The sequence below is a fragment of the Marinilactibacillus piezotolerans genome (assembly GCF_900169305.1).
Classification (GTDB): domain Bacteria; phylum Bacillota; class Bacilli; order Lactobacillales; family Carnobacteriaceae_A; genus Marinilactibacillus; species Marinilactibacillus piezotolerans_A.
In genome coordinates, this window is sequence record NZ_FWDP01000003.1 from 231547 (window position 1) to 250675 (window position 19129).

A 19129-nucleotide genomic window follows, 5' to 3' on the forward strand; every position below is an offset into this window, starting at 1 on the left:
TTCCTTTTTTAATCAAAAGAAGAGCATAAAAAAACCTCTCAAAAGCAGGAGTTTACTCCCACTTTGAAAGGTTTGGATTTATCTCAATGCCTTGCTGTTCTTCTGATTCTGCGCTTCGGATTCGCGCGTATCATTATCCAGGCTGCCACGATGGCTTCTGACACCACATAAGACAACCATACACCGTTCATTCCTAAGAAATAACTGAGCACTAGAACGACAGGAACAATAATAAAGCCGCCTCGAAGCAGAGAAAACATTAAAGCCATGCGCGGCTGGTCGGTTGCACTGAAATAAGTCGTCAGAATCGTATTAATCCCTGCGAAAAAGAAACCGATAAAATAGATCAGCAAGCCAGCTGACGCCATTTCTGCTACATGCTGACTCAGTTCACTATTGAAAGCCGAAATGATTCCTTCCTGATATAGATACGTAGTTAAGTAAATCAGCGTACTTAACAGCAATGAGGTCATTACAGCCAGCTTCAACACATGCTTCATTTGCTGGTAGTCCTTGCTTCCATAGCTTTGGCTCAACAAAGGCTGAGAGCCTTGGGCAACTCCCGTGAATAAAGACAATACAACAAAAGAGATATTAGCTACAATACCATAAGCAGCCAAACCCAGATTACCTTCAAGAGTAAAGATAATCTGATTAAACGTAAACATTACGACTGCTGCAGCAATCTCATTGATAAACCCGGCCGCCCCCAAGTAGCAGATGTCTCTCACGATGATAAACTCCAGTTTCTGAAGTTTGAACTTAAGCTGATTGATTGGTCGCTTGAAATGAACAGCCAATATCAACAAACTGACGATCGGGGCTACACTGGTGGCCAGAGCTGCTCCAAACATGCCCATTTCAAGTGGGAAAATAAAAATATAATCCAGTACAATGTTGATCAAGCTCCCAATCAGCATACCTGCCATTGCCAAAGAAGGATCTCCATCGTTTCGGACAAAGGACTGCATCGTATTATTAAGAATAAAAAAGGGAGAAAAAAATAATAAAGTTCGCAAATAAACAGCCGTATTCTCAAATGTTTCATTGTCAGCTCCTAAGCCTTTCGCTAACACATCTGCACCGAGGAGCCCAATCAGAAGAAAGAGCAGTCCTGCCAGCAAGCCAAACATCAAAGACTGAGCATAGACCTTCCGAGCATCCTCTATTCTATCTTGAGACTTCAAAATACTAAATCTTGAAGCTCCGCCCAGTCCGAGCATCAGTCCCGTTCCATTTATAATTCCATAAGCCGGAATACTGAGATTCAAAGAGGCGATGCCATTTGATCCTAGGGCTTGCGCAATAAAATAAGTATCTGCCAGAATATATAAAGAGACACCCATCATACCAAGCATGTTTAGACTCACATAATTAAAAAATCGTTTAGTTTGTTCCATCTTCTTTCCTCCAAACATCCCTTATTACTGCTGATTGATCACGCCTTTTTGATGTAATTTAATGAGATTATAGAAAAAAGCTGCACCTGAATAAGATGCAACTTTCAGCAACCAGCACAATTATCTTTCTCCGCTAACCAGTCTAGCTCTTAGTTTATTTGATAGGACTTCTACCAGTAAGATCAACACAACAAGTCCAATTAAGATCGAACCCACTTCATTCCAGCGGTAAGCGTTCATTGCAAAAATCAGTGGTGCACCAATTCCGCCTGCGCCTACTAATCCTAAAATCGTTGCGTCTCGCAAGTTCATGTCAAAACGATAAATCGTAGTAGATAAGAAACTGGAGAATAACTGCGGCAAAATACCGTAGCGAATCTTTTCATAAGTTGTACATCCCATTGAAGTCATGGCTTCTAAAACGCCGCGATCCAAGTTTTCAATAACGTCTACATATAACTTGGAAATCATCCCGATAGAGGTGATCGACATGGTCAGCACTCCAGCATAGGCACCAGGTCCTGTCACACGAATCAGCATGATTCCATATACTAATGAAGGAATTGTACGAACAAATATAACAAACAAGCGTGTAATAAAAGAAATCGGTTCTCCTACAACACTCGGTGCCATTAAGAAAGAAATCGGAATAGCCAGCAGGGAACCAAAAATCGTTCCTAAAAAAGCAATTGCGATTGTTTCAAATAATAAATAGGGAACACCTTGTTTTGTAAAATCAAATAAAAATTCTAAATCCGGCGTCAAAATCCCTTTGATGATATTTCCAGCAAATTCTAATCCTCTATCTTCTACACCAGTATAATTCACACCAGCAATCGACCAGATCAGAAGAGCCAGCAGAATAGCAGCAATTGTTGAGAAGTAAAGCATATGATTCGGTGCTTCGTTTAATTGTTTTTGAATAGAACTGTTCATTTACCCTCTTCCTTTCTATGTCAGTTTACGTCTGAAGTATTCACTAATTCGTTCGATAATGAAAACAACGATCATTAAAACAAGCAAGACCATTGCGACACTCGGGTAATCTCTCCAGCCCAAGCGTTCATCGAGCACCAGTCCGATACCTCCAGCACCAACATAACCTAGAATAGCTGCGTAACGGATATTCCCTTCAAACGCATATAAGGACACAGACAAATACGTCGGCAAAACATCCGGTACAATCGCATATCTGAAGGCTTGAATTTTTGTCAGTCCCATAGATTCGTGTGCTTCAAAAGCACCCATATCCACGTTTTCAATATGTTCATACATCAGTTTCCCAATATAAGACATGGTAAACAGGAAAATCGCTGTTGTCCCAGCCATCGTGCCAAGTCCAAATACAAAAGTAGCAATCAACGCCATGATCAGCGTCGGCAAAGTTCTCATAATACTTAATACGAATTTAAACAGACCGTTGACGAATCTATTACGAATAACGTTACCAGAAGAGAGTAACGCCAGCGGAATTGCAAGAATTGCACCTGCCACTGATCCCAGCAAGGACATTTGGATCGTATCAAATAACGGTTCCCAAATATTAGAGATGTAGTTAAAATTCGGCGGGAACATAGCGATTAAAATAACAAAGAACTGGTACCCGCGCGTGAAGATCAATGAAAGATCTGAATCCGTTGCCTGAAATGACAAATACATAGCAATGACCAGCAGTACAATAATCAGTGGTACTCTGGAAGCTCGCTGTTTAACTTCTTTGCCGTTTTCTAATGTGTAAGTTTTCGGTTTGAAAATTTTATCGTAAAATGTCTCTTTCATTTTTTACCCTCCTTACACTTTAGCTTCTTCTAAGTCATCCATATGCGGCACTTCTGTTATGCTGCCGTAAATTTCATCCAATACATCCTGCGTTACATCAGAAGATTTTCCGTCATAGACCACTTCACCTTTACGAATACCAATTACACGATCAGCATACTCTAAAGCAAGCTCAACGTGATGGATATTGATCAGGATAGACATGTTAAGATCTTTGTTGATCCGCTTGAAGTCATCCATAACCACTTTAGCCGTCACAGGATCCAGCGAAGCAACTGGTTCATCTGCCAGAATGATTGAAGGATTTTGTGCAAGTGTACGCGCTAAAGCTACTCGTTGCTGTTGTCCACCTGACAGCTGATCTACACGGTTATAAGCTTTATCCAGAATCCCTACTTTATCCAGTGCTTCCAGTGCAATCACTTTTTTATCTTTAGGGAATAAGCCTAAAATTTTTCTCCACCAGGAAAGTTCAGGGACAACAGATACTAGTACGTTATTAATAACGCTTGTACGCGTGACCAAATTGAAAGACTGGAAGATCATCCCGATTTTACGGCGGTAGTCTCTTACTTGTTTCCCTTTCAATTTGCTGACATCTACATCGTCTACATTCAACGTACCTTCATTGATATCGTGCATACGATTAATACAGCGAATCAAAGTAGACTTACCTGCTCCAGAAAGTCCGATAATCGCTACAAATTCTCCCTGGTCGATTTTCAAGTTGATATTATTTAAAGCTGTAACTCCGTTTGGATAAGTTTTATTGACATTGATAAATTCGATCATAGTTCAAATTGTCCTTTCTAAGACATGCTCAAAAAGAAAGCTAGGAGAGAACTCTCCCAGCTTACTCTTTTGACTCGTTATGAAGTTTGTTAGTGTGTTTATTCAGAAAGTGTTTTTAGAAGTTCTTGTGCTTCACGCTCAGTATCATAGTCTTCACTTGTAGCTGGCTCATATCCTTCGTGAGAGTAGATTGCGATTACTTCTTGACCTTCTTCAGTTTCAGCAATATTCATGAATGCTTCTTGTAAAGCAGTTTTCATGTCCTCTGACATGTTGTCTGAGTTCTTGCTGACAGAAATTGTATCGTTATAGATACCAGGTGTTACACCGATAACGTTCGTTTCGTCCCAGATGCTTGCTTCTCTTCCGAATTCAGAAGTCCATTGCTCTTCGTAGTCACGACGAGCATCAGCGTACATAACGATTACATCAGCTTGCTCTTGAGCTAAACGAGCAACAGAAGTTCCATAAGAATCTGCTTGAGATACTTGTGCTAGATCAGTAAGTGATTTGTCAAAGTTCTCTTGTAACCAGATTGTTGGGTAGATGTAACCAGCTGATGAAGTTGTTCCCATAACGCTCCAGTTTGCAGAATTCAAATCTTCCCAAGTTAATTCTTCACCATTATTAACTTTATCTGCAAGTTCCTGACCTTTTTCAGTCGGTCCTGCAACTAAGATTGAACGGTAGTAAGTTACTTGTTCTTCAGTAGGTTCAGTCGGTTTATTTTCGTTCCAGTCTGCCGCATCGTCAGAATCGTTGCTTAATCCTGCACGAGTTGCAGTCAGGATAACTTCAGCGCCATCGTCATATAATACATATGTTCCACCTGGCAGGAATCCAACGTCAGCTGATCCAGAAGCCATAGCTTCACCAACTGCTGCATAGTCAGTACCAACAGTGATGTCAACATTTCCAATGTCAAATCCTTGATTTGCCATTTCTTCGATCAACATGTCTTTTAGAGGTTCAGTAGCTGTTGTAATTTCTTCTGGGTCACGTGAAGGTACGAATTGAACAGAAAGTTCATCAACTTGTACGTTTTCTCCAGTTGCTTCGTCAGTACCCGTGCTTTCTGATCCTTCATCGCCATTACCACATGCTGCTAATACTAAAGTTGTTGCGAAAGTGATCCCTAAACCTTTTAACCATTTTGTAGACAAGATTTTTCCTCCTAAATGATGTTCCTAAGTATTTTTACAATTTGTTTCAAATATATGCATATTTTGTATCCTATAGAATAGTAACATTCGACAATCAAATTGTCTAGATAAAATGGTGAACTTTTTTTATCATTTTGTACGTCAAAAGCGAACATTATCACTTTATTTATAAACAATATTCTTTATTCGTACACTATTATTACCACAGGAGCTTTATTATATTCCCAATCCGCTCCTTTCTTCTATCAATTTTATGTAAATTTAGTGTAAACCCTTAACCGCTCGAATATTTGCAAATCCTATCTTACTTCAGTAAAATTGATAGCGATGAAGAGTCATCAAATGTTTCTGGAAAGGACTTTATACCATGTTCAAAGAATTTAAAGCATTTATTGCACGAGGAAATGTTATTGAATTGGCTGTAGGTTTGGCAATGGGGACAGCTTTTAATGCGATTGTGCGTTCACTGGTCGATAACATTTTAATGCCGCTGATTACTTCCATGACTGGAAAAGCAGACGTCAGCTATTTAACGTTTACCATTGGAAATACCCCTATCAAGTATGGGCTTTTTCTTCAGTCCATCATCAGCTTTTTCTTAATTGCGATCGCTTTGTTTCTGATTGTCAAAACAATCAACACACTAACAACAAAAAACAAGCCGGAGCCTGAAGAAACCCCTGTTGAAGCGCCGACTGTTGAAGAATACTTAGCTGAAATTCGCGACTTGCTGGCTGAGAAAGACGTTAAATAAACAGCTCAATCATTAAAAGCAGAAATCCTTCGATACAAGTTGAAGGGTATCTGCTTTTTTATTTCTATGTCGAATGCTTCTGCTGCTTTCCCTTTCCTGGTTAGAGCTGCGGTTTTATAAATGTCTTCGCAAAACGATCACCGTTCTACTGACTCAGCGGTATCATTCTATTCTTCAGTTACTTTATTGATTTGATAGAGTTCTTCTGTACCTTCTCTATAAGTGTAAAAGTAGTCTATCTCAGGTTCATCTTCAAACGTGACAACAGCTGCATACTTCGCCTGTTCTTGCCCCATATTGACAATCGTTATCTCTGCAGTCTCCGCTTCTCTGTTATAACCCTCATTTTCCAAATAAGAGATTGTGTCTTCTTCTAGCTGTGTTTTCGCTGCATAACTTTGATAGAAATAAATCCCCATGCCAATCATTACTACAATAATTACTATTTTGATGATTGTGTTTTTCAAAGCCTCGCCTCCTGTCACCAGGTTAACAAACATATGCCTGAATTTCGATTAATCTAGGGGGACAGCCCTTTTGATCTCTGCAGGTTTTTTAAATCTTTTACTTGAGTGATTGGCTTTTCATTCTTCTGGTGGATTCAGCTGGTTAGCGACTAGTTCTGACGATGATGCTTGCTTAACTGGTCTCAATAACGGTTTTGTGACGAGTTCGCCGAAGGAAATTGAATTAACTAGTCGCTATCCTGATTTAGTGACGAGTTAAAAAGGAGTATTGCAATGAACTGGTTCCAATACGGATATTGCGAATAGTTCTGATGACGATGTTTGTTTAACTGGTTGCAATAACGGTTTTGTGACGAGTTCACCGGGGGAAACTGATTTAACTAGTCGCTATCTTGCTTTAGTGACGAGTTAAAAGGGAGTATTGCAATGAATTGGTTCCAATTCGGATATTGCGACTAGTTCTGATGACGACGTTGTATTGAAAGTGTACCAATATTATTGTTAGAGATCGTTCTTATGACTTATTCAAGGTCAACTGGCTCTTATCTTGCTTTTGGCACCTCTTCTGCAATCAGATAGGCGATAAATTCGTTCCTTTCCCCCATTGGCAGCAGCTTTTTTGAGATTTTTCAGATTTTCTGGTCCTCAGCAAGTAAACTAAAGCCTTTGAAAATCGGATTCAGAATAAGCTGCAAAAGATAAGCTAAAAAAAAACCGAGCAGACTCATACTGTTGTACAAGTCTGCTCGGTTAAGCGTTCCATTCGCCAAGTTGATACGGTTGTTCGGCCGAAGTTTATTTTTATTCTACATCTGTATTTCTGATTACGACTGCTGCTCCCATACCGCCGCCTATACACAGTGAAGCAATGCCGTATTTCAAGCCTTTGCGTTTTAATGTATACAGTAAAGAAACGAGGATACGATTTCCGCTGGCTCCAATGGGATGTCCCAGTGAAATAGCGCCGCCGTGAATATTGGTCTTCTCTTTTAATCCTTCTTCATCTGCATCAAATGCATCTGCTAATTCATGCACGACAGCCAAGCTTTGAGAAGCAAATGCTTCATTCAATTCAAAGGCATCAATATCTTCAAACGATAAACCAGATTTTTTTAAAGCTTGTTTCACAGCCGGAACAGGTCCCATTCCCATAATGGAAGGATCTACACCGCCTTGACCAATCGCTACGATTTCTGCCAGCGGCTGGAATCCTTTTTCATTCAAATAGTCTTCTCCAACAATCAATGTTGCACTTGCGCCATCGTTCAATCCAGAAGCATTGGCAGCTGTTACCGTTCCCTCTTTTTTGAAAGCCGGTCTCAGTGACTGCATTTTTTCAAGGTTCGCTTTACGGTTAGGATACTCATCCGTATCCACTACCATTTCTTCTTTTCGTCTAGATGTCCATTTTACCGGAACCACTTCCTCTTTGAATAACCCTTCATCCAGTGCTTCAATGGCTTTTTTCTGAGAGTCGAACGCAAACGCATCTTGATCTTCACGTGAAATGCCGTACTGCTCCGCGATATTTTCAGCAGTAATCCCCATATGATACCCTTCAAAGGCATCTGTCAATCCGTCATGGACCATGTGATCCAGTGTCTGAAAACCGCCCATTTTGATCCCGTTTCGTGCTCGATTGGGAATTAAGTAAGGTGCCTGACTCATTGATTCCGTTCCGCCAGCAATTACTGCATTGTATTCTCCTGCTCGAATCCCTAAGAAGGCATTCATCACTGTTTTAAGCCCGCTTCCGCAGACCATGTTAGTGCTGTAAGCTGGTACTGTTTCGGGAATGCCAGCCTTGATGGAAGCTTGTCTGGCAACGCCTTGTCCTTGTCCAGCAGGCAGTACATTCCCTAAAGAAACTTCATTTACCTCCGTCGGGTCAATACCACTTTGTGCAATAACGCCTTGAATCGCTGTTTTTCCCAAATCAGAAGCGGATACATCTTTCAGCGCGCCTAAAAAAGACCCGATCGGTGTCCGTTTAGCTCCTGCGATATACACTTTTTGCATAGAAGAATGATCTCCTTTATTGAGAAAAAGGAATGACCAAGGCACTCCCTGATCATTCACCTTCTCATTATTTTTTAGTATAGTTTCGAACATTCGAGTGAACACCGCTTAACACAACAGTTCCAGCTGCTGCTTCTTGTGTGTCCAATTCAACATCTGTTTCATCTTTCGGTAATGCTTGCTGCAGAATGTTTTCGTATTCTTCAATGGTTAATTCACGTCGGTTACTCAGCAATGCTTCATGTTCTTCTTTCAGCATATGTTCTCTATATCCAGGTTTTACCGTTCCGCTGAAGAATTCTCCAACCGCTCCTGATCCGTAGCTGAACAATCCGATTCTCGCATTTTCTGCAAGCTCCGGTCCTTGTTCAAGCAGTGAAAGCAAGCTTAAATAAAGAGACCCTGTATAAATATTGCCGACTTGCTTGTTGTAAAAGACGCTCGGCTCATAATATCCCATCAGACGAGCAGCATCTTCTTCAGAAGCATTTTCCGTTAAAGCTTTCAAAGCTTTTTTACCCATTTTAGTGTAAGGAACATGGAAGCATAATGCTTCAAAGTCGCTTAAATCACGCTGGCTCTTTTCTTTGTACCGATTCCAGACCTCAGTCAAAAAGTTCAAGTAAGCTTGATTAGAGAATTTACCATCTACGTACGCATAGTCAGAGTGCAATGGACGCCAGAAATCAGAAATATCTTCTGTCATCGAAACACTGTCTGTATCGATTGCCAGAATACGCGGATTAGCTGACAAGATCATTGCGACAGCACCTGCACCTTGTGTCGGTTCTCCGCCTGTATTCAGTCCATACTTCGCAATATCTGTTCCAAGTACCAGCACTTTGCTTTCTGGATGTAAGGAAATATGGCCCATAGCCATCTTGATCGCAGCTGTTGCGCTGTAGCAAGCTTGTTTCAATTCTACAGAGCGTGCATATTTTTGAATGTCCGTTAAATGGTGAACCCAAACGGCACCTGATTTTGAATGATCGACACCTGATTCTGTTCCAAATAAAACAAAATCAATCGCTTCACGATCCTCTTCATCTAATACTTCAAGCGCTGCATTAGCTGCCATAGAAACGGCATCTTGTGAAAGCGGCGCAACGGCTTGCTTCTCTTGGCCGATCCCAATTGTATATTTAGCCGGATCCACACCTCTGACCTCAGCCAATTTTTCCATATCTATAAAGACATCCGGTGTATAAAACCCAATCTTATCTATCCCGATTTCCAATTGATCGTCCCCCTAAAGTTTACGTTTAATTAGTAAAACTCATTATCTTGAATTCATTATAAATGACCTTCCTAAAAAAAGACTTAAGAATCCTTTTTAACTTTACAGAACGTCAATATCCCTAAATAGACACGTTTACTCATACTAATCGTATCATATGACACACTTGAAATAAGTCTCATATGCTCACTAATTTTAATAGAAGTCTAAATTGTATACAGGTGCATGGCCAGTAATACAATATTTATCCTTTTTACTATTTCAATGATTAACACTCAGTGTACTGCTGTGTTAAGAAAGGAACTTTTAAATAAACTATGTATCATTAATATGATAAAAAGCAGTGATCATTCGCTTATCTTTTTATCCTTTTTAACAAGTAATAATCTGGTGATAATATAGAGAAGGTAACTTAAAATCAATCCCACAATCAGAAATGTTCTTCCATCATGACTCTCCATCCAGCTAGCGCTTTTAGGGAAGTAGTACATTAGAGATAATAGCAGTCCAAACCAGACAGCTGGTAAAATACCAATGATCACTTTTCTTGTATTATGCTCTAATATAAAGCCATTCAAAGTAATCCCTAGTGTGGCAATTATAACGATTACCAGTGCAGTGTCTTTAGTTAGTTGAACAAGCCAAAAGTCAGCTGTCCATTCTAATAGAAAACTCATCAGCGTTACAGGAATTAAGAATGTTATAAAAAATAATGTATTTTCAGCCTTAAGCTTAGATTTTCTATTTTGAAAGTATTCACTTCTGATAACGGCAATACTCCCTGCAACACCTATACTGAATTATTTTTACTTCTATTTCCCTGAACTAGCATATACGATCCTAAAGACAGCATCAGAACGTTACTGTAAAATGGTTCATCTGTGAATACGGCTAAAGCAATTCTAATCACTAAGTGAAGAATATTCAGCATGAAGAAACCGTTTAGTAGATGACTATGTCTATCTGTCTTCGTTTTCAAAAACTCCCCTCCTGTCTGTTCATTACTGACTACTATACTTATGAGAATGTAATGAACTTTCGCAGCAGTCTGATACTATTTTATCATTAATACCTGTGCCTAATAAGAATTGAATCCTATTCTGTTATTGTTTTTTATCATTTTCATTTTGTAAGTGTTTTTCGTTTAAAATTTTCTATGTTATCGTTATACTTATAGGAAAGAATGATTGACATTAAATATAATTGGAGGAATGAACAATGAAATTTATTAAAGGTGCACTACTTGGAGCAGCATTAGGATTACTATTTGCTCCTAAAAGCGGTAAAGAAACACGCAACGACATTATGGGTAAATTCAACGACCACAAAGAAATGGCTGGTGGATATGCAGATAAAGCGAAAGCAAAATCTGAAGAAATGTCTCATGCAGCAAGCGAAGCAACTGAAAATATCAAGATTACTTTAGCAAATACTGCTAAAAATATTAAAGGCCAAATCAAGTCTGCATCAGAAGATATCAAAAATGAAACAATGAATGCAGAAGCAGACATGGCTCAATCTGTTAAAGAAGCTGCTGACGACGCATCTAGCGACAACGGTAATTCTGAAGGTTCAAGCGAATCTAACAATACAGGTAACTCAAACAACATCAATAAACCAAACAGCACTACACCAAACGCATAATAATCTGAAAGCGCCGCTATATCTTAGTGATATAACGGCGCTTTTTTTGTTCATTTTTACTTTTTCATCACCACTTGCGTTCCTGCAATCAGATCGCCTAAGTGGCGTTTATCTTTTCTGAATAATCCCATTCCCAGCAGAATCAGTCCCAGAACAGTTCCGGCATTTGTATAAACCAGTGATCCCACACTCTCAAACTCCGTGTATATCCCTTCTATAACACCCATATGACCTAGATGCCAAGGCAAAAACTTGATGGTATTTCTTGCTAAACTTCTGAAAAAAGAAGGCGTTTTGTAGTACACTTTTAACTCTGCCTTTCGCTTTCCAATGGTTCCGTATGGTTTTTTATAGTCGAGATATGAAAAGAACAATATGACTGGAATAACCGACTCTAAAAGAGCGACTAGCTGAGATTGTACCATTGTAAATTCAGGAATGCCTCTTAAAACTAGTCCATAAATCAATACGTTGACACCTAGTAAACAGAGCAAGTAAATCAGAATCACGACGTAATCGATCGCCAATTCTTTTATGCGCGCAGCAAGTTTGATTGGATTCTGTTTTTTCATCAGTTCTGTCCTTTCGCACTTTTCAAGCACTATACGTTCTGACAACAGTCTATAATGGCTAGATGATTACTGGCTGTACTGATCAATCTGTTCTCTGGAGCGGCGTATCAAGTCTGTTATTTTATCGTAATTTTTTGATGCATAGACATAAAATAAGATGTCCACCAAAATAAACTGGGCATGCAGGGAACTGGTCGCAGCGCTTCTCAAGGCTTCTTCCTGTGCTCTGACATGCTGGAGAGAGATGTCTGCTTTTTTGGTTAAACTGTTTTTCCCAAATTGCGTCAGCGCAATGGTTTTATAGCCATTTTGCTTTGCCAGTTCTAAGATCCTTACGACTTCTTTGGTTTCTCCTGAATTGGAGATGCCGAAGAAGACTTGACCTTCTTTCGGAGCAGACATCGCTGACAATAAGGCGTGCGGGTCAGACAAACTGATACAGGTTTTTCCGATTCGGCTCCATTTATGCGCTATATTCTCAGCAACTAAATGAGAAGCCCCAATTCCATATAGATAAACGATCGAAGAAGATTTAAGGACTTCAACGGCTTCCAGCAAAGGCTGCTCTTTGATGACAGAAACTGTATCCTGCATCGTCTGAAAAGCATTTCCAAGCAATTTATCCATAATGTCTTCAAGCGGTTCATCCGGAGTAATGTCCGAATAGCCAGCTGGGCTTGGCTGTGAAATTTCCCTGGAAATCAAGACTTTAAGCTGTGTGAAACTGGCCACTTCAACTCGTTTGCACAGCCGAATCACTGTGGCAGCACTTGTTCCAGACTGCTTTCCGATTTTTGAGGCGGTCATGTGGACGACAGCATCCGGATGATCCAGGATGTATTCAGCGATCTTTTTCTCTGCTTTAGGAAGCTGATCCGAAATACTCTGGATTCTTCCTAATATATTTTGTTCAGTCATTGGTTCAGTCCTTTAGTTCATCTGCAGGGTCTGCTTTACTTTACTTTATTTAGCTTTGCGAACGAATCGCTTCTCTTACTCGACCCTCTTGTTTGTTTAGTAGTGCTTCCGCTTCTTCTACAGATACACCCGCCAGAATCTGCACGATCGCTGCTTTGACCGATCCAGACTGCTGATAGTGTTGTTCCGCATCCTCATACGTGCAGCCTGTTGCTTCCATGATGATCCGCTTAGAACGATCAACGAGTTTTTCATTGGTCGCCTGTACATCTACCATTAGATTCTCGTAAGCTTTCCCTAATTTTACCATAGTGATTGTAGAGATCATATTCAAGACTAATTTTTGAGCCGTTCCAGCTTTTAAGCGTGTAGACCCTGTTAGGACTTCTGGACCTGTGACGACTTCTACAGAGTAGTTTGCAAGTTCACTGATTGCAGCATTAGAGTTATTGGAAATCGATCCTGTCTGCGCTCCGACTTCTTTTGCATATTTTAACCCGCCTTTAACGTAGGGTGTACGACCACTTGCCGCAATACCGATGACGACGTCTTTCTCGTTCAAGTTTTTCTCTTTTAAATCTTTAACAGCTAATTCTTCCGAATCTTCTGCTCCCTCTACCGCTTCTACAAAGGCTTTCTTACCACCGGCAATCACACCCTGGACCCATTCAGGGGACGTTCCAAAAGTAGGAACACATTCTGCCGCATCCAATACTCCTAAACGTCCACTAGTCCCTGCACCAATATAGAACAGCCGCCCGCCTTTTTCCATACGTTCGATCACTGCTTCAATCAACTGATTGATAGGTCTCATACTTTGTTGAATAGCTGTAGTCACTGTTGCATCTTCTTCATTCATCAATTTAGTCATTTCCTGAACGGATAATGTATCTAAATTCATTGAATTAGGGTTTCTTTGTTCTGTACTCATTTTACTCATCATCGGCCTCCATAAATTGAAATTTTACTCCTGCAGTAATGTGATCAAGTAAGTCTAATGAAGATTGGTTCACTTGAGCCAATACATTTACACGGTCATCCATTGGTAAGTTCTTCTTCGTAATCTGCAGTTCTCCCACATATCTTCCATATAGATCGTTATCTAAAGTCACTGAACCCGCTGTTCGCTCTTTTGCTTTCGAAGGTTCAAAAGACCGACCTTTCAAAACAACTCTTGAAGATTCTGAACGGACAACATCTCTTGCTACATCTTGTCGATTCTGATGAATATCATAAAAGTTTTCTGGCAGCTTCCCACTCACATTAGTGACCTGTAGTAGGAGCACTTTCTCGTCTATCCATTTTTTGATTCTGAAGATTGTATTTTCTTTCATCAAAACATCACCAATCAGCACTTCATCTATCAGATAATTTTCTTTTAAATCCATATAAGCAGCAAGCGGATCTATATTGCGATGCTCTTCTAGTGTAGGCAACCCAGCGTATATCGGTCCTCTTTTTTTCAAGTCGCCTGGAATAAAAGCTTGGATCATAAATCCTTTTTCTTTCAGATACTGATTTCTATTTAAGAAAAATTCAGCATCCAGTCCTGTATTTTCTCTTGGATAATAGTTATGACAGACAGTAATCTCTGCTAGATCTATTCCAACATCTATTAATGATGCACAGGTTTCTTCTGTGATGGTACTTGCATTCAAAACGATCTGAAACTGTTCAGAAAATGTTTTGATTTCTTCAAATGAAAATCCATAATCTATCCGTAAACTTGTTATGCCTAATTCACTAAAAAAATCTGATGCTTCTTCTTTTTCGATTGAATACTGTTCTAACGTACTGGAGGATACATCTGCCATCAGCTTCATATCATACTCTTTTGTTTGACTCGTTATTCTTCTTAATCCTTTTAAAGTTTGTTCAGGGTCTTCTTCGGGAATATGAAGAGACGTAAAAATCGTTTTGACTCCTAACTGATCTAATGTCTTTAAGTTCTGTACGTTCGTTTCTTCAGACTGCGATAAGTAAAGCGATGCTCCCAGCATAATTGAACGGCCCTCTCTACTAATTTAGATTTTAATTTCTTGTTCATTATGAATGAAATGAAATATTATTTCAATTTATAAGTCGATTTTTATAAAATTATTTCACTTATTAAAAATAAGTATGAGTGTTTGACATTCCACCATAAGAGGACTAATATACATTCATGGAATATAGTACGAATTAGAGATAATTATGTTTATACTAAATAAATTTAAGGATGCGTTGGATAATGAAAAAAACAGCTGGAATTCATCATATTTCTGCTATTGTAGGAAACCCTAAAGAAACCGTAGCATTTTATTCAGAGGTTCTAGGTCTTAGACTGATTAAAAAAACTGTAAACTTTGATGATCCAGGAACTTATCATTTATACTTTGGTAATGAAGAAGGCGCTCCAGGAACCATCATGACTTTTTTCCCATGGCCAAAAGCTTACAAAGGAACCGTCGGAACTGGTCAAGTAGACAGAACCATGTTTGTCGTTGCAGAAGATGCCTTAGACTTCTGGAGTGAGAGACTACGTTCTTTCAATATAAAAGTAGAACAAAAATCACTGTTTGGAGAAGAAACTCTATTCTTTCAAGATTCTCATGGACTTAACCTAGCTATTGCAGCTAGACCTGTTTCCGGTGAAAATACTTGGTTGTCTGAAGGAATTCCTGAAGAAAAATCTATAAAAGGGTTTGCCGGCGCTGCTCTTTTATCTGCGCAGCCGGATAAAACAGCAGAGCTTTTAGAAAATCATATGGGATTTGAGAGGATAGAGGAAACTGAAAACTATATTCGTTTCAAAACAGAAGGAACGATCGGTAACACAATTGATTTGAAAAAATCAGAAAGCCTTTCAGGGACCTTTGGAGTAGGTACGGTTCATCACATTGCTTTTCGTGCAAAAGATTTTTCGGACCATCTAGAATGGCAAAATTATTTAATGGATAATGGATACCCAACAACTGAGGTGAAAGACCGCCAGTATTTCAAGGCTATCTACTTCAAAGAACATGGCGATATTATAATGGAGATTGCCACAAATACACCAGGATTCACAGTGGATGAACCATTGGAACATCTTGGAGAAACTTTGCTTCTGCCAGAATGGCTTGAATCCAAAAGACCGTTGATTGAAGCTCATTTACCACGTCTATCTTAAAAATCAATCTTTGACTCAATCTTTTGACAATTAGAAAATATATCCCGTTTGCATTAAACTAAAACAAAGTATCGTACATTTTATACAAAAGTCTGGACTTGACTATTATACTTCTGACCCACATTTTCACTAGTTTAGCATAAGAAGAATTTTCTTTTATTTCAATTAACTCCATTACAAAAAACGAGTTCACACCAACTTTTAAGTTGTCATGAACTCGTTTTTTTGATTTTCTAATTCTGTACTTCCGCTTCCTCTAACTGATCCAGTGCCAGGTTGGCCATGGTCAGGAAGCGTTCGTTTTGCTGGATTTCAAAAATGAAGGCAGCTTTCTTGTAAGCTTCGCTAGCCTGTCTGTCCTGATCTAATTGTTCCAAGCAGCGGCCCTTATGGTAAAAGAAGTCCCCAAGTAAAAATAATGTATTGTTCTCCACCAATAATTCTAGACCCTGCAGTACTTTTTCCAGTGATTCTCTATACTTCTCTTCTCTGAACAGACAAATAGAGTAATTCAGCAATAATTTTGCTTTTTTCTCATGCCCCATCCATTCCGAAAAAGATTCAAAGCCTTTTTCATAATACTCTTCAGCTTTTTCGTAATCTTTGATTCGCTGGTACTGATTACCTATGCTATCGATGATTTCGACACGCAATTCCCCTTTTTTGGTGCCTTCTTCAATGTCACTGAGATGTTTTAATGCCTTATCATGGTCGCCATCTCTATGTGAGTATAATAGCCCCTTGATCCACTCGAAAAACAGACGATCTTCCCCAATAGATCGTGCCACTAGTTCTTGATTGGTCTCTACTAAGTAAGCGACAGAGTCATACTCTCTGCGGTCCAGATGCTGTCTGATCATTTTGCTCAGCTGGCTGACTTGCGAATGTCTGGTTTCCATAGAGTCTTCCCCATAAAAATAACTCATCGGTGTTTCCATCCGGTCTGCCAGTTTTTCCATCAAGTCTCGACTGGGTCTGACTTTTTGTTTTTCAAGTCTGCTGACCATTGCTTGAGTACAAATACCGTCTGCGAGATCTATCTGCGTCATGCCGATTTCTTTTCGTCTTCTCTTGATTTTCTCCCCTAATCGCATTTATAACGCCTCGTTCCTTATTAAAATATAAGTATAATTATAATAGTTTTATTATACCTAAGCAAATCGGACTTTTCTATACTCATCTCTAAAATTCTTCACTTTCCCTTATATATAAACCTGCAGCATCCTTTTATTTAGCTGTTTTTTCTTACTTCTTTAAAAATCTGCTCGTTAAAAAGCTCCGATTCCATCACTGAATCAGAGCTTACTCATGCTTATTCCGAAGTGTTTATTATATGCAAATCTCTCTGCGGGAATGGAATCTCGACATTATTTGCATTGAATTTCTCAAAAATCTTGAACCTCAAGTCACTGGGTATTCTGAATTCTCTTTCTTCTGTCTGCTGATTGATCCAGAACCAGACAGTGAAATCAAGAGAGGAATCGCCAAAGTTTTCAAAAAAGATTCTCGGTTCAGGATCTTCTAAAATATTTGACCACTTTTCATTTTTCAATTCCTTAACGGACTCTTCCAGCAAGCGTTTGACCAATGTGACATCACTATCATAAGATACCCCTACACTGACTGTGATACGCAGCCGCGTATCGGCATAAGACCGATTGATGAATTTTTCTTCCAGGAAAAATGAATTCGGAATGATCATCTGTTCATTCGCTCTAGTTTTGACAATTGTCGCCCGCATTTTGATCTCTTCTACATCCGCAATCGTGTCATCAATAATGATTCGGTCACCCACTTTTACTGGACGTTCAAACAAGATGATCAGACCAGAAATGAAATTAGACATAATATTCTGGAGTCCAAACCCGATCCCGACACCTAAAACGCTGGCAAAAACGGTTAAACTGGTCAAGTTGAATCCGAGTGAAGATAGGGCAACCAGTACAGCAATCGCTACTACCACATACTGAAACAATGTATTGAAAGTCGCCTGCATTCCTCTATCCAATTCGTACCGAGAATAAACCGTCGGCAAAACATGTTTTTTGACAGCGTTGGAAAATCTGATCGCCACAATCAACACAAATATAATAGCCGCAATCAGGAAAATGGTTATCCGGGTTTCTCCAAAAGTAAACAGCGTATCATATAACCAGGGTGTATTGGATAAGTAAGTCACCAAGAAAATGACTAGTGCAAACAACATACTCCAGTTGACAAACGTCCGCCATAGAGCTGACCACTTATCTGTTTGGATAAACCGATCCCCAAGTTGTTTTAAAATATACCCCAAAGCCAGCAGTAATACGACGCCAAGGATTCCACCGATCCAGTAAGACAGCCCCGCTTCTTCTAAATAATTGATCCAGTCTGTTAAAAATGACACTGTTTTCGCTCCTTTGAACTTCTTTGTCTTCGTATTATAACAAAACTGGTCATGAATCTCTAAACGGACAGCATCTGAACATAGAAAAGCAGCTGATCTATCACAGATCAGCTACTCATTTATTTAAACATTACTGATGGTAATCCATAACCTTGGATTTCGTCGTAATTCTTTTATATTGATAATAAAACAGCAGTGTTGCAGCAAATATACTGGCAGCCGGAATGATGCAGATAAAGAGCGCAATACTGATTTCTGTTCCTGCATAGTTCAAGACAGCGATCAGTAAAAAAGCACCGATAGAATAGATGGGTCTTGCAAAAACCAGCTGTCGGCAGCGATTCAGCTTCCAGAGCAGCGGCATATCAAAATGCGCTTGAAAAGAAAACAGCTGCAAAGTCATGACCATCAAAAAGAACAAAGCAATCAATACAATGGTAAATAGAATCAGGCTGTTGAACCAGCTGTAATAAGCTGCTGCGCACAGACCGACTAGTGTACCGGTGACCAGGATTCCCAGCTGCAAGGTTTCTTTATAGTTTTTCTTTAAATAGCTGAAAAAGTCTTTGATCGTCGCGCTGGGTCTCTGCAGTACACTGTCCCGCATCACACAAAACAGTGCTTGCGTCGTGGGGAAGAAGAACAGTGGAAGTCCCAAGGTTAATAAGGGCAGCAATACGAAATAACTTTCTATACTAGTTGCAAGTCGCAGCTGAATGCCTAAGATGATTAACGGACTATTGCACAAGATCCATAAAAGATTGGCGATAAACAACTGGATTAACATATCCGACAATTCATACGCCACCATATACGCTTTTTCTTTCCACATAATCTTTTTCCTTTC

General features: G+C 39.5%; 20 protein-coding genes. 3 read left to right on the forward strand and 17 right to left on the reverse strand.

Translation table 11 applies throughout. The features are described 5' to 3' along the window. Positions 1–83: 83 nt before the first annotated feature. The 5 genes from B6F02_RS02920 to B6F02_RS02940 form a co-directional block, all read right to left on the reverse strand. Positions 84–1400, reverse strand: coding sequence for an MATE family efflux transporter (locus B6F02_RS02920; RefSeq protein WP_080145911.1), 1317 nt, complete (start codon positions 1398–1400; stop codon positions 84–86). Positions 1401–1520: 120 nt separating this feature from the next. Further along, a complete protein-coding gene (phnE, locus tag B6F02_RS02925; protein WP_080145912.1) occupies positions 1521–2336 on the reverse strand; it encodes a phosphonate ABC transporter, permease protein PhnE in 816 nt (271 codons plus the stop codon). A 15-nt stretch (positions 2337–2351) separates the two neighbouring features. Continuing rightward, on the reverse strand, positions 2352–3179 hold the full coding sequence (gene phnE, locus B6F02_RS02930) for a phosphonate ABC transporter, permease protein PhnE (RefSeq protein ID WP_080145913.1): 828 nt from the start codon (positions 3177–3179) through the stop codon (positions 2352–2354). 12 nt (positions 3180–3191) lie between these two features. Next, positions 3192–3971: a phosphonate ABC transporter ATP-binding protein gene (phnC, locus tag B6F02_RS02935; protein ID WP_080145914.1), complete on the reverse strand. Its 780-nt coding sequence runs from the start codon at positions 3969–3971 to the stop codon at positions 3192–3194. A gap of 98 nt (positions 3972–4069) precedes the next feature. Next, positions 4070–5134, reverse strand: coding sequence for a phosphate/phosphite/phosphonate ABC transporter substrate-binding protein (locus B6F02_RS02940; protein ID WP_256864628.1), 1065 nt, complete (start codon positions 5132–5134; stop codon positions 4070–4072). Between the two features lie 367 nt (positions 5135–5501). On the opposite strand from B6F02_RS02940, the gene mscL reads away from it, so the two are divergent. Then, positions 5502–5888, forward strand: a complete 387-nt coding sequence (gene mscL / locus B6F02_RS02945) for a large conductance mechanosensitive channel protein MscL (protein WP_080145915.1) — start codon at positions 5502–5504, stop codon at positions 5886–5888. A gap of 167 nt (positions 5889–6055) precedes the next feature. Here mscL and B6F02_RS02950 read toward each other — a convergent pair whose 3' ends face one another. From B6F02_RS02950 to B6F02_RS02970, 5 genes are all read right to left on the reverse strand, one after another. After that, positions 6056–6355, reverse strand: coding sequence for a DUF3139 domain-containing protein (locus B6F02_RS02950; RefSeq protein WP_080145916.1), 300 nt, complete (start codon positions 6353–6355; stop codon positions 6056–6058). A gap of 801 nt (positions 6356–7156) precedes the next feature. After that, positions 7157–8374: an acetyl-CoA C-acetyltransferase gene (locus tag B6F02_RS02955; RefSeq protein WP_080145917.1), complete on the reverse strand. Its 1218-nt coding sequence runs from the start codon at positions 8372–8374 to the stop codon at positions 7157–7159. Positions 8375–8441: 67 nt separating this feature from the next. After that, positions 8442–9611, reverse strand: coding sequence for a hydroxymethylglutaryl-CoA synthase (locus B6F02_RS02960; protein WP_080145918.1), 1170 nt, complete (start codon positions 9609–9611; stop codon positions 8442–8444). A 347-nt stretch (positions 9612–9958) separates the two neighbouring features. Continuing rightward, on the reverse strand, positions 9959–10288 hold the full coding sequence (locus tag B6F02_RS02965; protein ID WP_080145919.1) for a hypothetical protein: 330 nt from the start codon (positions 10286–10288) through the stop codon (positions 9959–9961). A gap of 113 nt (positions 10289–10401) precedes the next feature. After that, positions 10402–10590 (reverse strand): hypothetical protein, encoded by a 189-nt coding sequence (locus B6F02_RS02970; RefSeq protein WP_080145920.1) that lies wholly within the window; start codon positions 10588–10590, stop codon positions 10402–10404. 239 nt (positions 10591–10829) lie between these two features. On the opposite strand from B6F02_RS02970, the gene B6F02_RS02975 reads away from it, so the two are divergent. Beyond that, positions 10830–11255 (forward strand): YtxH domain-containing protein, encoded by a 426-nt coding sequence (locus tag B6F02_RS02975; protein WP_080145921.1) that lies wholly within the window; start codon positions 10830–10832, stop codon positions 11253–11255. A gap of 56 nt (positions 11256–11311) precedes the next feature. On the opposite strand, the gene B6F02_RS02980 is transcribed toward B6F02_RS02975, so the two are convergent. From B6F02_RS02980 to B6F02_RS02995, 4 genes are all read right to left on the reverse strand, one after another. After that, the gene (locus tag B6F02_RS02980; RefSeq protein ID WP_080145922.1) at positions 11312–11827 is read right to left on the reverse strand and encodes an RDD family protein; all 516 of its coding nucleotides are present in this window, start codon (positions 11825–11827) and stop codon (positions 11312–11314) included. A gap of 66 nt (positions 11828–11893) precedes the next feature. After that, complete coding sequence (locus tag B6F02_RS02985; RefSeq protein WP_080145923.1) at positions 11894–12745, reverse strand: MurR/RpiR family transcriptional regulator; 852 nt, start codon at positions 12743–12745, stop codon at positions 11894–11896. A gap of 49 nt (positions 12746–12794) precedes the next feature. Beyond that, on the reverse strand, positions 12795–13688 hold the full coding sequence (gene murQ, locus B6F02_RS02990) for an N-acetylmuramic acid 6-phosphate etherase (protein ID WP_080145924.1): 894 nt from the start codon (positions 13686–13688) through the stop codon (positions 12795–12797). Next, positions 13678–14745 (reverse strand): DUF871 domain-containing protein, encoded by a 1068-nt coding sequence (locus B6F02_RS02995; protein WP_080145925.1) that lies wholly within the window; start codon positions 14743–14745, stop codon positions 13678–13680. Before B6F02_RS02995 ends, murQ begins: the two co-directional genes overlap by 11 nt. Positions 14746–14975: 230 nt before the next feature. Between B6F02_RS02995 and B6F02_RS03000 the strand changes: the two genes are divergently transcribed. Then, positions 14976–15896, forward strand: coding sequence for a ring-cleaving dioxygenase (locus tag B6F02_RS03000; RefSeq protein WP_218672156.1), 921 nt, complete (start codon positions 14976–14978; stop codon positions 15894–15896). Between the two features lie 233 nt (positions 15897–16129). On the opposite strand, the gene B6F02_RS03005 is transcribed toward B6F02_RS03000, so the two are convergent. The 3 genes from B6F02_RS03005 to B6F02_RS03015 form a co-directional block, all read right to left on the reverse strand. Continuing rightward, the gene (locus tag B6F02_RS03005; RefSeq protein WP_080145926.1) at positions 16130–16990 is read right to left on the reverse strand and encodes a helix-turn-helix domain-containing protein; all 861 of its coding nucleotides are present in this window, start codon (positions 16988–16990) and stop codon (positions 16130–16132) included. 218 nt (positions 16991–17208) lie between these two features. Continuing rightward, a complete protein-coding gene (locus tag B6F02_RS03010; RefSeq protein WP_080145927.1) occupies positions 17209–18282 on the reverse strand; it encodes a mechanosensitive ion channel family protein in 1074 nt (357 codons plus the stop codon). 130 nt (positions 18283–18412) lie between these two features. Beyond that, positions 18413–19114: a DUF624 domain-containing protein gene (locus tag B6F02_RS03015; protein WP_179128511.1), complete on the reverse strand. Its 702-nt coding sequence runs from the start codon at positions 19112–19114 to the stop codon at positions 18413–18415. Positions 19115–19129: the final 15 nt, after the last annotated feature.